10 protein-coding genes are annotated in these 12871 nt (G+C 75.7%); 4 read left to right on the plus strand and 6 right to left on the minus strand.

The window, feature by feature from the left end:
* Positions 1–74 precede the first annotated feature (74 nt).
* Positions 75–1274, minus strand: a complete 1200-nt coding sequence (locus tag ACGH2B_RS16255) for a thiolase C-terminal domain-containing protein (protein ID WP_399089398.1) — start codon at positions 1272–1274, stop codon at positions 75–77.
* A gap of 234 nt (positions 1275–1508) precedes the next feature.
* Between ACGH2B_RS16255 and ACGH2B_RS16260 the strand changes: the two genes are divergently transcribed.
* On the plus strand, positions 1509–2816 hold the full coding sequence (locus ACGH2B_RS16260; protein ID WP_399089401.1) for an acyl-CoA dehydrogenase family protein: 1308 nt from the start codon (positions 1509–1511) through the stop codon (positions 2814–2816).
* A gap of 357 nt (positions 2817–3173) precedes the next feature.
* Here ACGH2B_RS16260 and ACGH2B_RS16265 read toward each other — a convergent pair whose 3' ends face one another.
* Complete coding sequence (locus ACGH2B_RS16265; protein ID WP_399089404.1) at positions 3174–3821, minus strand: TetR family transcriptional regulator; 648 nt, start codon at positions 3819–3821, stop codon at positions 3174–3176.
* A gap of 366 nt (positions 3822–4187) precedes the next feature.
* On the opposite strand from ACGH2B_RS16265, the gene ACGH2B_RS16270 reads away from it, so the two are divergent.
* Together ACGH2B_RS16270 and ACGH2B_RS16275 are read left to right on the plus strand one after the other, a co-directional pair.
* On the plus strand, positions 4188–4979 hold the full coding sequence (locus tag ACGH2B_RS16270; RefSeq protein WP_399089407.1) for a VOC family protein: 792 nt from the start codon (positions 4188–4190) through the stop codon (positions 4977–4979).
* 729 nt (positions 4980–5708) lie between these two features.
* Complete coding sequence (locus tag ACGH2B_RS16275) at positions 5709–8249, plus strand: PQQ-binding-like beta-propeller repeat protein (protein WP_399089410.1); 2541 nt, start codon at positions 5709–5711, stop codon at positions 8247–8249.
* Between the two features lie 97 nt (positions 8250–8346).
* On the opposite strand, the gene ACGH2B_RS16280 is transcribed toward ACGH2B_RS16275, so the two are convergent.
* Entirely contained in the window at positions 8347–9648 is a 1302-nt protein-coding gene (locus ACGH2B_RS16280; protein WP_399089413.1) for a hypothetical protein, read from the minus strand.
* Between the two features lie 234 nt (positions 9649–9882).
* Here ACGH2B_RS16280 and ACGH2B_RS16285 point away from each other — a divergent pair, with 234 nt between their 5' ends.
* Positions 9883–10440 carry a hypothetical protein gene (locus tag ACGH2B_RS16285; RefSeq protein ID WP_399089416.1) on the plus strand — a complete coding sequence of 186 codons (558 nt, stop codon included), beginning with the start codon at positions 9883–9885 and terminating at the stop codon, positions 10438–10440.
* Here ACGH2B_RS16285 and ACGH2B_RS16290 read toward each other — a convergent pair.
* The 3 genes from ACGH2B_RS16290 to ACGH2B_RS16300 are packed head-to-tail and all read right to left on the minus strand — an operon-like array spanning position 10400 to position 12859.
* Entirely contained in the window at positions 10400–11203 is an 804-nt protein-coding gene (locus ACGH2B_RS16290) for an enoyl-CoA hydratase/isomerase family protein (protein WP_399089419.1), read from the minus strand. The genes ACGH2B_RS16285 and ACGH2B_RS16290 overlap by 41 nt on opposite strands.
* Positions 11200–11682, minus strand: coding sequence for a Zn-ribbon domain-containing OB-fold protein (locus ACGH2B_RS16295; protein WP_399097056.1), 483 nt, complete (start codon positions 11680–11682; stop codon positions 11200–11202). Before ACGH2B_RS16295 ends, ACGH2B_RS16290 begins: the two co-directional genes overlap by 4 nt.
* A gap of 25 nt (positions 11683–11707) precedes the next feature.
* The gene (locus ACGH2B_RS16300) at positions 11708–12859 is read right to left on the minus strand and encodes a lipid-transfer protein (RefSeq protein ID WP_399089421.1); all 1152 of its coding nucleotides are present in this window, start codon (positions 12857–12859) and stop codon (positions 11708–11710) included.
* Positions 12860–12871 lie beyond the last annotated feature (12 nt).

The following is a 12871-nucleotide window of genomic DNA, read 5'->3' on the forward strand; positions in this document are numbered from 1 at the left end:
TTCCGCATCCGGACGGCGTCCCGCCCGCCCCGTGTCCCGCCCGCCGGCGCCTCACCTCCGGGCGGTGCCCCCGCCTACCCCGCCCCCAGCACCACCGTCCCCGACGAGCAGAACCATCCGCCGGTGCCGGAGACGGCCGCCAGCCGGGGCGGGCGCGTGCCCCCGGCGCCGTCGGGGCGGTGGACCTGGCGGCCTTCCCCGGCCGTGCCGCGTAGCTGCCGTACGGCCTCGACCAGCAGGAACAGGCCGCGCATCCCGGGGTGGCAGGCGGCCAGACCACCGCCGTCGGTGTTGACGGGCAGCGCCCCGTCCCGCAGCAGCCGCCCCCCTCCGACGAACGCGCCGCCCTCGCCCTTCGCGCAGAAGCCCAGGTCCTCCAGGGTCACCAGGGTCATGTAGGTGAAGGCGTCGTAGAGCTGGGCGATCTCGATCTCGTCGGGGCGGACGCCGGCACGGTCGAAGGCGAGGCGGCCGGAGGTGGCGGCGGGGGAGATGGTGAAGTCCTCCCACTCGGACATCGTGGCGTGCGAGACGGCGGTGCCGGTGCCGAGCACCCATACCGGGGGCGCGGCGAGGTCCGCGGCGAGGTCCTCGGCGACGAGCAGGACGGCGCAGCCGCCGTCCGAGCGGACACAGCAGTGCAGTGTGGTGAACGGGTCGGCGATCATCGGCCCGGCCAGCACCTCGTCGACGGTGACCGGATCGCGGTACAGGGCGTCCGGGTTGGTGGCCGCGTTGGCCCGCGCCTGGACGGCCACCTCGGCGAGCTGTTCCAGGGTCGTCCCGTACTGGTGCATATGGCGGCGGGCGGCCATCGCGTACTTGGCGATCAGGGTGTGCCCGTAGGGGACCTCGAACTGGAGGGGGCCGCGGGAGCCGAACGAGAGGTTGGCGGTGCGGCGCCCGGCCCGCAGGTCGGCGCGGGCGGTGGAGCCGTAGACCAACAGGACCGCACGGGCGTGGCCGGCGGCGATGGCGTCGGCGGCGTGGGCGGCCATCACCTCCCAGGTGGCGCCGCCGACCGAGGTCGAATCCACCCAGGTGGGACGCAGTCCCAGGTACTCCGCGACCTCGACGGGCGCCAGCGTGCCGAGCCCCGCCGAGGCGAACCCGTCGACAGCGCTCCGGTCGAGCCCGGAGTCGGCCAGCGCCCGGCGCGCGGCCTGGGCGTGCAGTGCGTACGGCGTCGCGTCCGGCACCCGCCCGCAGTCGGACAGGGCGACTCCGGCTATGGCGACCTTGCGCTTCCCGTAGGGGTTCCCCGGCGGCGTCATGAATCTGACGGTACATCAGGTACGGGGAGGGGCGGCAGGGGTCGGGGTTCCCTTACGGGTGCGGTGGCGCCGGCCGCTCACCTCTAGGAAAGTCCGCACCCCGTCCCTACCATGACGAGCCGTCAGATTCCGCGACGGCCGCCCGCCGGTACGCGGCGGGCGCCCCGGGCCGCGGCCTCGGCCGCCCGCCGCCGTACCGGAGGGTGCTGCCGCACGGCCGGGAGGAGCCCGCCGATGGACGCCGCGACCACCGAGGGACAGGAAGAGTTCCGCCGCACCCTGCGCGCCCGGTTGGGCGGCGGCCCGCACCCGGACGAGAGGCCGGACGGCGGCGACGCGTACCTCGGACCGACCCCCGGGCCGGACGCCGACGGCGGCGCGGATCCCGGCGCGGACCCCGGGCCGGATGCCCGACCGGACGCACCCTTCTCCGGTACCCGGTGGCGGCGCCTGGCGGAGCGGGCGGGGCTGGCCGGGATCGCCCTGCCGGCCGCGTACGGCGGAGGCGGCGGCGGGCCCGTCGCGCTCGCCGTGGCCTGCGAGGAGACGGGCCGGACGCTGCGGCCGTCCCCGCTGTTCGCCACCGCCGTGCTCACCGCGCCGCTGCTCCTCGCCCTCGGCACCGCGCCGCAGCGCGCCGCACTCCTGCCGCGCTGCGCCGCCGGTGAGCTGACCTGCGCCACCGCCGTCCCCGCCGGACAACTGGCCACCGCGCTCGCGCTCACCGGCCCGAACGGCGGCGACTGGGCCGGGGGCGGCCGCGCCGGCGGCGTCCAGGCCCGCAGGGTTCCCGGCGGTCCCGGCCGGTCACCGGCGGACGGCGGCCGATGGCTGCTCTACGGCGAGGCGGCGCGGGTCCCGGACGGCCACACCGCCGGCCTCCTGCTGGTCGCCGCCCACACCGGCGGCTTCGCCCGCAGCCGCACCCGCCTCTTCCTGGTACCGGCGAAGGCACCGGGGCTGCGCCGGATCGCGCTGCCCGCGCCGCCCGGTGAACGCCCCTGCGCCCGCCTCGAACTCCGGCAGGTCGAGGGTGAGTTGCTGGGCCCGGGGGAAGACGCCCCGGAGGAAGACGCCCCGGGGGCGGCGCCGGAGGCCGCCGCGCTCGCCGCCGTCGGAGCGGTGGCCGCCGCGGCGCTGGCGGCGGAGACGGTGGGCGCGGCCGATACGGTGCTCGCCCGCGCCGCAGCCCGGGTACGGAACGGGGGCGCCACGGCGGGCGACGGGGCGCGCGTCGCGGAGCTGCACGCCGCCGTACGCGCCGCCCGCGCCGCCGCGTACACCGCCGCGGGCTCGGCCGAACCGGGCATCGGGGCGCTCGCACTGGCCCAGGCGCTCCAGGCGCAGCGGGCGGTGGCGGCCCAGGCGGCGCCGCCCGGGGACGAGGGGGCGGCGTACGGCCGGCGGGCGGCCTGCGACGAGCTGCTGCTGGGCCCCGTGCACCGGCTGCGCGAGCGGGCCGCCGAGGAGGCGGGCCTGTTCACCACCGGGGAACCCGTACGGACCGGGCCGCCCGAAGGTGCCGTGGCGGCCGTCCGCTGAGCGGGGCGCGGGGCGGGAGCGGGCCCGGTGGCGGACCCGGCGTTCCGGCCGCCGTACGCCGTGCGGCGGCCCCGGGGCAGGGCGGCGGACCGGTCCCGTCCGGTCGGCGCGGCGCTGACCGGGGGAGACGCGGGGAAGACAAGGGGAAGCGGCGCCGGGCGGGGCCCGGCGGCGGGGGAACGGGTGGGGGGAGCGAGAGACCCGGGGTGGGGTCGGGGTCCGCGGTGGGGGTGGCGCCACAGGGGCGCGGCGGACCGGGGCGGTACTCCCGGCGGCCGCGTCGGCGCCGGGTGGATCCGTACGGGTTTCCGCGGGCGGGCCCGGGGAGCGGGGCCGGCCTATGGGCGGATGCCCGTATTACTTCGTGGGCTTCTTTCCGGTGACGCCGAAATGCACCAACAGCGCGAGATTGGGCTTCAGTTCGGCCTGTTTGACGCCCCAGCTCTGGAATCCCTTCTGATGGCCCGCGACGGCCGCCAGCATGGCCACGATCGAACCGGCCATGGCTGCCGCACTCACCTCCTTGTCGACCTTGTTCCGGCTCTGCAGGTCCTCGATGGATTCCGTGAGTGAGTTGGTCACGGCATTGAGGATCTTCATGCGGATCTTGTAGAACCGCTTGTCGCCCTCGGCGGCGCCCAGATCGACGACGCGGAGAATCGCGTCGTTCCGGCGCCAGAACGACAGGAAGCCGTCCACCAGCTCCTCCGCCGCCGCCCAGCCGGACTTTCCGACCCAGGAACGCCCGGCGACGAGATCGGTCAGTTCCGCGCCCTCTTTCGCCATCCCCTCGGCGATTTCGAGGACGGCGCCCTCCACGTCGGGGAAGTACTGATAGAACGTAGCGGGTGAAGTGCCCGCTTTTCGGGCCACGTCAATGACCTTCACATCCCGGTACGGGGATGAACTGAGCATTTCACTGAGGCAGTCGAGAAGCTTCTGCCGCGTCGCCTGCCCGCGGCGGCCGGCAACTCTGCCGTCGACGGTTCGCACTTGTCCTGTCATGCCGTCAGCTTACCGAGGGGGGAACGGAGCGCGATTTGGCTGCCTGCAAATGGGGATGGGGGAGTTCGGGATATTCGGTCCCGGTTGATTCCGCCGCGGCACGGCGCCGTACGGGCGTACCGGAGTCGCCTCGCCGGAGTACGGACCGTGCGGACACATCCCGGTCCGGAGTGCGGCGCCCCCGGAGCGGCCGATTGGTCCGAACCGGTGAATCCCCTTATCAACAGCCTGTGGACAAGTTCGGTGGACGGCCGCGCGGTAAGTCCCGTGTTCCGCCGCGCCGTTGAGTCCGTACGCCCGCACGGCTGACGCGTGCGTTCGAATTCCCGGCGGGCGGTGCCCGGTGAACACCGCTAGCGTGCCCCTATGACGGCGATGACGGCATTCCCGGAGGGCGCACCCTGCTGGGTGGATGCGATGCTCCCCGATCTCGGCGCCGGAAAGCGTTTCTACGGAGAGCTGTTCGGCTGGACCTTCGACGAAGGCGCCGCCGAATTCGGCGGCTATACCGTCGCCTTCCGCGACGGCCGGAAAGCCGCCGCCCTCATGCCGCGGCCGGATCCGTCGATGCCCGTCTCCTGGGGCATTTCCTTCGCCACCCCCGATATCGCCCGCACCGAGCAGACCGTCATCCGCTCCGGCGGGCGGATCGTGTGCGCCCCGATGCCCGTCGGCGACCTCGGCACCCTGATGGTCGCCACCGATCCGGGCGGCGCCGTCTTCAATGTCTGGCAGGCCGGCACGCACCGCGGCTTCGAGATCTCCGGCGAACCCGGCGGCTACGTCTGGATGGGCCTGAGCGCCCGCCTCCCGCACACCGCCGACGCCTTCTACGCCGAGGTCTTCGGCTTCACCGGCGTCCGGGACGGCCCGTCGGCGGCGCCGGGCCGTCTGCCGTGGCGGCTGCCCGGCGCGGACCGCGAGATCGGCTGCCGCGTCGCCCTCGGTCCCGACCGGCCGGACGTCCCCGACCACTTCACCGTCTGCTTCCTCACCGACGCGATGGACGAGACGGTGCGCACCGCCACCGCCCTCGGGGGAACCGTCACGGGCGGACCGCACTCCTCCCCCGGGGGCCCGTTCGCGGTCCTCCGCGACAATCAGGGCGCCACGTTCGGTGTCATGGCCCCGAAACAGCCTGCGAGACCGCAGAATTGACGAGTACGGCATCGAGTACGCATGGACAGCACGGCAGAGGGAACGGCAGGGCCACCCGGCGTGACCGGAGACGGGCCGGGGCGGGCGACGACGGGGAACGCATGACCAGCAGGGATCGGCGGCGCGAGCGCACCGCTCGGTGGGCGCCACGGCGGACGGCACGGCACCCGGCGCCGGGCGCGGCACGGCGGACGGGCGGCGCCCCGCGCACCCGAGTCCGCCGCCCCGCCCGAGGGGCGCACCGGGAGCGCCGCCCCGGCGCCCGGAGACCGGCGGCCCGCCCGTCACGGAGCGTCGTTCCCGCCTGACGGGCGGCCCGCGGTGGCCGGCCCGGACCGTCAGTTTCCGGACACCGCGCCATCGGCCCCGCGCCCGGTGCGGCCGGGGCGGACGGGCGGGCCGCACCGGGCCCCGCCGCCCGGCCGCGTACCGGCCCGGCGGGCCGCGCCAGGCCGGTCGGAGAGCGGTGGGCGGCCCCTCCGAGCGGACGCATCGGTGCACGTCAGACAGGGATTGATCACGTTGGGTGACGGTGTCGCCGCGTAGTGCGGGGACGGCCCGGTGCAGCCGCGCGCGGGCCCCGGGTTCGCCACCGTGGCCTTCGCCAGGAAGAATCAGCTCGCATATGGCCGTTCAGGCCAGCGGTGAGACGCTGCACGGGGCAGTGGCTCTCGGCGGCGCGGTGCTTTGGAGAGTCTCTTTTACGCCCCACGGGGAGGTGGCAGGCAAGTGGTGGAGCAGCTGACGCAGCTGACGCAGCACGATCCCCGGCGGATCGGCCCGTTCGAGGTGCTCGGCCGTCTCGGGGCCGGCGGCATGGGACTGGTCTATCTGGCGCGCTCGGCGTCCGGGCGGCGCGTGGCGATCAAGACGGTGCGCACGGAGCTGGCCGAGGACCAGTTGTTCCGGGTCCGCTTCACGCGCGAGGTCGAGGCGGCCCGCGCGGTGTCCGGCTTCTACACCGCGGCGGTGGTCGACGCCGACCCGCGCGCCGCGGTGCCGTGGCTGGCGACCGCGTACGTCCCGGCGCCCTCCCTGGAGGAGATCGTCAACGAGTGCGGACCGCTGCCCGCCCAGGCGGTGCGCTGGCTGGCCGCGGGCATCGCCGAGGCGCTGCAGTCCATCCACGGCGCCGGACTCGTCCACCGTGACCTGAAGCCCTCCAACGTCCTCGTCGTCGAGGACGGCCCCCGGGTCATCGACTTCGGTATCGCCTCCGGCGTCTCCAACACCCGCCTGACCATGACCAACGTCGCCGTCGGCACGCCCGCCTACATGTCGCCCGAGCAGGCCCGCGACTCCCGCAGCGTCACCGGCGCCAGCGACGTCTTCTCCCTCGGCTCCACCCTGGTCTTCGCCGCCACCGGGCATGCGCCGTTCCACGGCGCCAACCCCGTCGAGACGGTCTTCATGCTGCTGCGCGAGGGCCCCGACCTCGCCGGGCTGCCGGACGAACTGCGGCCCCTGATGGAGTCCTGTATGCAGATGGAGGCGGCCCACCGGCCGTCCCCCGCCGACCTCCAGTCCCAGCTCGCCCCGCACCTCTTCGGCTCCGGTACGGATGACAGCGGCACCGCCTCGGCGTGGCTGCCGCCCGGCGCCGTCGCCCTCATCGAGGGGCGCCGCGGTGGCCGCTCCGGCCGCTCCGGCGGGGCCGACCGCTCCCCGGCCCGCCCGCCGGAGCCCCCGCGGCCCCCGCAGGACGCACCCCCGCGCCCGGTGGGCACACCCCCGGCCGCCGCCCCCGCCACCGGCTGGCCCGGCCGGATCGGCGCCGGGCCGGGCGCGCACCGCGGCGCCGACCCGCGCACCGGCGCCGGCCCGCTGCCCGCCCCGGGCCCCGACCCCGCCCCGGCCCGCGTCGCCCCGCCCCTGGACGCCCCGGCCGCGCCCGAGGCGGACGGCCACGGCGGGCCCGTACGCCTGGGCGCGTCGGCCGCACCGATAGGGCCGGGGCCGCGCGCGGCCGACGCCCGGGAGACACCGCGCGGCCACGCCAGGGCGACGGACTGGGTGCGGCCCCCGGGCGGCGCCACCCACGGGGTCCCCGCACAGACGGGCCGCCCGGGGGGACCGGCCGACGCCCCGGCACGCCCCGAGCAGCCGCCCGCGCCCGCCGAACCGCCCGGCGCGGAGCCGGGCCGCTGGCGCCCCTGGCGCTTCCGTATGTCGAACGACGTCTGGGGCACCCCGGCCGTCGCCGGTGACCTGCTGTACGTCACCTCGTTCGAGGTGCACGCCCTGGACGTGGCCAGCGGGCGGCGGAAGTTCAAGACCCGCGACGTGGCCTGGGCGATGGCGGTCGCCGACGGCCGGATCCACGCCTCCGACGGCCCGACGCTGTACGCGCTGGACGCCGTCGACGGCACCGAGCGCTGGCGGCTGAACACCGACGGCTGGGTGTACGCGCTGTCCGCGGCGCACGGCACCGTCGTCACCAGCACCCGGGGCGGCGGCGTCCAGGCGTGGGAGGCGGCCACCGGCGAGCTGCGGTGGGAGATCCGCGGCGCGCAGACCGACTTCGAGACCGCCGAGGCGGCCCCGGTGCTCCACGAGGGCACGGTCTTCCTCTGCGCCGACGGGTGCCTCAAGGCGCTGGACGTCCGTACCGGCGCCGAGCGCTGGTCCTGCCGGGTCGGGGACGCAGCGGCCTGCGGCGGCGTCCCGGTGCGGCTGCTGCCCGCCCCGGACGGCATGGTGTACGTCGTCGCGGGCGCGCGGGCGCTCGCCGTCGACATCGCCCGCGGTGAGGTGCGCTGGCACTTCGAGGCGCCCGCGGTGTTCGTGAGCCCGCCGGCCTTCGCCCCGGGCCCGGCCGTCACCGGGGGCGGCGTCTACCTGGTGGACTACCTCGGCACGGTCTACGCCCTGGACGCGGCCGACGGCCGGGACCGCTGGCGGATCGCGACCGAGCCCCGGCAGGCCACCGAACCGGTCCTGGTTGCCCACGGCGCCGTCCACCTGGGCAGCGGCAAGGCGCTCTACACCCTCGACGCCGTCACCGGCACCCCGCGCTGGCGGTTCCAGGCGGGCGGCGAGGTCATCGGCGCCCCGGTCGTCGCCGAGGGCCGCGTCCACTTCGGCTCCGCCGACCACTGCCTCTACACGCTCGACGCGATGGGCGGCCAGCTCCGCTGGAAACTGGCGACCGGCGGCGAGATCACCGGTACGCCCGTGGCCTCCGGCGGAGTGGTGTACGCGTGCAGCAAGGACCGCTGTGTGTACGCCCTGGACGCGGCCCGGGGGACGGGCCAGGCGCGACGGGCCTGAGCGTCCCGAGAACGGAACGGATGCGGGCGGCGGCGCCCCGGGGCCAGGGAGGCTCCGGGGCGCCGTCCGCGTTTCTCGGAGGACTCGGGGGACGCGTTCAAGGGGTGTCGTGGCGGTCGTCGCCCGGGTGGCGCGGGGGTTCCCCGGGGGCCGGTGGTTCGTCCGGGGGCGGGGGGTTGTCCGGTGCGTGGGGAGCGCCGGGGTCGGGTGGCTCCTCCGGGGAGGGCCGGTTCTCCCCGGGCGGGCGGCTTCCGGATGCCGGAGCGGCGGTGCCGGAGTCGGGGGTTCCGGGGCCGCGGTGTGTGCCGGGACCGTCGTGCGTGCCGGGACCGCCGGGTCCGGGTGTCCGGGGGCCGCGGTGCGCTCCGGGTGCTCCGGGGCCGGGCCCGTCCGGTCCGTCGGCCCGGCCGCTCCCGGGGCCGGTTCCGTAGGGGCGTACGGCCTGCTGCCGCACCGTCTCGTCCAAGGGGCCGGCCGCCCCGTCGCCCGCTCCGGTGGTGCGGCCGCCGGGCCGTACCGGAGGGAAGGGCACGGTCGCGTCGGGTGATCCGCCCGGGGCGGGCCAGGCTCCGGGGCCTGAGGAGGAGGGGCCCGTGTCCTCGGCCGGACCGGTGCCGTACGCGGGGGTGGCTCCCGAGGCGTGGGCGCCCATGGGGGCGTGCGGTTCCTCGGCGCCCGCCTGCGGGCTGGTGCCGGGGTGCCGGCGCAGTTCTTCGGCCCACCGCACCGGGGGCGTGGGGGGCTGGGGCCGGCCGTTCTCCTCCGGGGGCGGGCCGGGCGTGAGCGGTGGGGGCGGGCGCCACTCCTGTGCGGGCGGGCGCCCCGGATCCCAGGGCGGGGCCACCGGCGCGGGCGGCGCGTCGTGCGCCCCCGGCGAACTCCCGTACCCCCGCTCGCCGTAGGGCGCGGCGCCGCGCTCCCGGGGCGGTCCGGTGCCGCGCGGTGCCCGGTCGTCGTCCCGTCCCCGGCTGTGGCGGCCGCGTGCGGGGTGGTGGCCGGGCATCACCACCGCGCCGAGGAGCAGCAGCAGACCGCCGCCGAACGCGAACGCCACCCCGTCGCCCAGACCGCCCCGGGGCCCGGCGGTGAGGCTGCCCGCCGCCTGGCCCTGGCGGACCATCCACAGGATGGTGAAGCCCAGTACCACCACACCGGCCACCGCCACCGGCGCGCGGCTGCGCAGCACCACGCCGGCCAGGGTGAGCAGGGCGGCGAAGGCCATCGGCAGGAAGAGGGAGCCGGGCAGTTCGGCGGCGGCGCGGGTGAGCCCGCCGAAGAGGTCCTCGATCCGGACGTCACGCGCGGGACGGCCGTCGTACCAGGGACGGAAGGGGCTCCATACGGCGGCCGTCGCTCCGATGAGGGCGATCAGGGAGCCGAAGACGTTGCGCACCACCACCGGCGTCGCCTCGTTTCCGCGTCGTCCTGATGTCCTCGGTCCCGACGCTACGCCTGCCCGCCCGGGGGCGCGCGGCAGCCGCGGCGCCCGTAGGGCCCCGGCCCGTCCCCGTGGGGCGCCCGCCTGTCACCGGCCCTTGCTAGGGTGCCGTGCACGCGTCAGGCCCGGGCCCGCCCGGCGGCGCGGCCTGGTTTTCCGGCGAGTTCACAGGTGTCACGGGGGATGGACAGCGATATGCAGCAGCGCACACGTACGCGCGCAAGGGCCGCGGTCGCGGCCGCACTGGTCACGGTCACGGCCGCCGCGGTGGGCGGCTGCGCGCAGCTCAACCCGTTCAGCTACGCCCGACCGACGGTGGCCCCCACCTTCTCCGCGAGCCCGTCCCCCGGGGCGACCTCGTCGTACGGCGCGGACCCCACCGACGGCTACTCGCCCAGTGACGCCTATTCGCCGTCGTACTCCCCGTCGCCGACGATGGAGACGTACGACCCCGACGGCCGCTCCGATGTGCGGGGCAGCGGCTGCGACTTCTCCAACTCGCTGCACGAGTTCACCTACCGGATCAGCGTCACCAACACCTCCCTGTCGGACACCTTCTCGTACGACATGGAGATCGACTGGATGAAGGCGCGCCCGGCGGACGGCACCAGTTACGGGCGGCACACCCGCAGCATCACGGTGGCGCCCGGCGCCACCGAGACGTACATCGCGCGCTACACCGTCAACGGGTCGTCGTTCGCCCGTTTCTGGTTCACCTGCGAGGTGACCCGGGCGCAGAAGTCCCGGATGTGACGGGACGCCCCGGGGCGCGCTCGCGGGCCGCGAACAGCTCCGCCTGCCGCTCCGGGGGCAGATTGCCCAGCGCGATCAGGTGCGGCGCCTGGGCCAGCGCCCGCTCCCGGGTCGCCTCGTGGGCGGCCCACAGCGCCCGTACGGTGCCCTGCACGGCGTCGGTGGGCTGCGCGGCCAGCACCGCGGCGCGGCGCAGCGCGGTCGCCGCCGCCTCGCCCGGGGCGGTCAGCTCCGAGACCAGGCCCGTGCGGTGGGCGCGGACGGCGTCCAGCCGCTCCGCGGTGCCCATCAGACACATCCGGGCGGCCTCCCCGTAGGGCATCCGCTGCGCCATGAGGATCGCCTCGTAGGCGCTGACCATCCCGTAGGTGGTGTGCGGGTCGAAGAAGACGGAGTGCTCCGAGGCGATGATGAACTCCGCCTCGCCCAGCAGGTAGCAGGCGCCGCCGCAGGCCATCCCGTCGACCGCGGCGATCACCGGTTTCCACAGGTCGTTGGCTTTCGGCCCGATGCGCAGCAGGGGGTCGTCGAGGGAGTACGGCGACGGTGGCTGCGGGACGGTGACGTCGCGGTCGATGCCGGTGCAGAAGGCCCGGCCGCCCGCCCCGGTGACGACCGCGGCGCGCACGGAGGTGTCGAAGCGGAACGCCTGCCAGATCCCGGCCAGTTCGGCGGCGGCGGTCAGGTCCAGGGCGTTGAGCTTGGCGGGCCGGTCGAGGGTGACCAGCGCGACGCCGTCGTTGATCTCGGTGCGGACGCTCACGGCCGCTCCAGGACCCAGCGGGGCACCGTGACGCCCCCGGGCAGGGTGTGGAAGACGGCCCGTACGGGCGCGCCGATGCGCAGCCGCGCCGGGTCGACGGAGTCCAGGCGGGCACCGGCGTCCGCGACGACGTTGCCGACGAGCCGGATGCGGGGCGCGTCGGCCAGCTCCACGACGACGGCGTTGTACGGCGCCTGCGCCGCGTAGGCGGGCAGCAGCGGCGGGTGCGGGACGACGAACGACCAGACGCGGCCGCGGCCCGAGGTCGCGCGCCAGTCGCTGTCGAAGGACTGGCAGTGCGGGCAGCAGGGGCGCGGCGGGAAGCGCCAGGCGGCGCACTCCGCGCAGGTCTGGACGCGCAGTTCGCCGCGGGCCGCGTACTCCCAGAACGGCGCGCCGTCCTCGTCGGGGACGGGAAGCAGCAGGTCAGCGGCGGTGTCGGCGGGATTGTCAGTGGGGTGTGTCACGCTCTGTGACATGTCCTTACGCGAACGCATGTGCCGATCAGCTCCTCAGCAGCAGGGCCGAGGTGGGGACGCCCTCGCCCGCGGTGACCAGACAGGTGGCGGCGCCGGGTACCTGCGCGGTGCTGGTGCCGCGCAGTTGCTTGACGCCTTCGGTGATGAGGTTGAAGCCGTGGACGTACGCCTCCGAGAGGCCGCCGCCGGCGGTGTTGAGCGGCAGCCGCCCGCCGGTCTCCAGCGCGCCGCCCTCGGTGAAGGCCGCGCCCTCACCGCGCCCGCAGAAGCCGTAGCCCTCCAGGGAGAGCGGGATCAGCGGGGTGAAGGCGTCATAGATCTGCGCCACGTCGACGTCCTGCGGCCCCAGATCGGCGTGCTTCCACAGTTGGCGGGCGGCGGTCCAGGCGGGTCCGCTGAGCGGGTCGTCGTTCCAGTAGTTGACCATCCCGTGGTGCTGGGCGGGCAGTCCCTGGGCGGCGGCGTGGACGTACACGGGCCGCCGGCGGCAGTCGCGGGCGCGCTCCGCGGAGACCACGACGCAGGCCAGCGCGCCGTCGGTCTCCAGGCAGTTGTCGAAGAGGCAGAGGGGTTCGCTGATCCAGCGGGCGGTCATGTACATCTCGCGGGTCAGCGGCCGGTCGTACATCATCGCGGCCGGGTTCTGGTTGGCGCGGTTGCGGCAGGCGAGGGCGACGTTGAAGAAGTGGTCGCGGGTGGCGCCGTATTCGTGCATGTAGCGGCGGGCCAGCATGCCGATCTCGTCGGCGGGCCGCAGCAGTCCGAAGGGCCGGGTCCACTGCCCCGGGGTGGGCAGTTGCACCTGGGTGTTCTTCCACGGGCGGGGCCCCGAGCCGCGTTTACGGGAGCGCCAGGCGACGCCGACGCCCGCCTGTCCGGTGGCGATGGCGGCGGCCAGGTGGGCGACGGTCGCGCAGGAACCGCCGCCGCCGTAGCCGACCTTGGAGAAGTGGGTGACGTCCCCGGCGCCGATGGCCTTGGCGATCTCGACCTCGTCGGTCTCCTCCATCGTGTAGGAGGCGAAGGCGTCCACCTCCGAGGGGGCGATCCCGGCGTCGTCGAGTGCGGCGAGGATCGCCCGGCAGGCGAGGGTCTTCTCGGATTCCTCCAGCCTCTTGGCGAACGGAGTCTGCCCGATGCCGGCTATCGCCGTCGCGTCCTTGAGGGTCGCCCCCATGGCCACCTCCGT

Origin of the sequence: Streptomyces sp. BBFR2 (assembly GCF_044497305.1) — a bacterium.
In the GTDB taxonomy this organism is placed as follows: domain Bacteria; phylum Actinomycetota; class Actinomycetes; order Streptomycetales; family Streptomycetaceae; genus Streptomyces.

Bases quoted from the DNA above. Each gene is read 5' to 3' on its own strand.
- ACGH2B_RS16285 (WP_399089416.1), top strand. From the start codon at position 9,883: ATGCAGCAGCGCACACGTACGCGCGCAAGGGCCGCGGTCGCGGCCGCA.
- ACGH2B_RS16270 (WP_399089407.1), top strand. From the start codon at position 4,188: ATGACGGCGATGACGGCATTCCCGGAGGGCGCACCCTGCTGGGTGGAT.
- ACGH2B_RS16255 (WP_399089398.1), bottom strand. From the start codon at position 1,274: ATGACGCCGCCGGGGAACCCCTACGGGAAGCGCAAGGTCGCCATAGCC.
- ACGH2B_RS16265 (WP_399089404.1), bottom strand. From the start codon at position 3,821: ATGACAGGACAAGTGCGAACCGTCGACGGCAGAGTTGCCGGCCGCCGC.
- ACGH2B_RS16295 (WP_399097056.1), bottom strand. From the start codon at position 11,682: ATGTCACAGAGCGTGACACACCCCACTGACAATCCCGCCGACACCGCC.
- ACGH2B_RS16300 (WP_399089421.1), bottom strand. From the start codon at position 12,859: ATGGGGGCGACCCTCAAGGACGCGACGGCGATAGCCGGCATCGGGCAG.
- ACGH2B_RS16260 (WP_399089401.1), top strand. From the start codon at position 1,509: ATGGACGCCGCGACCACCGAGGGACAGGAAGAGTTCCGCCGCACCCTG.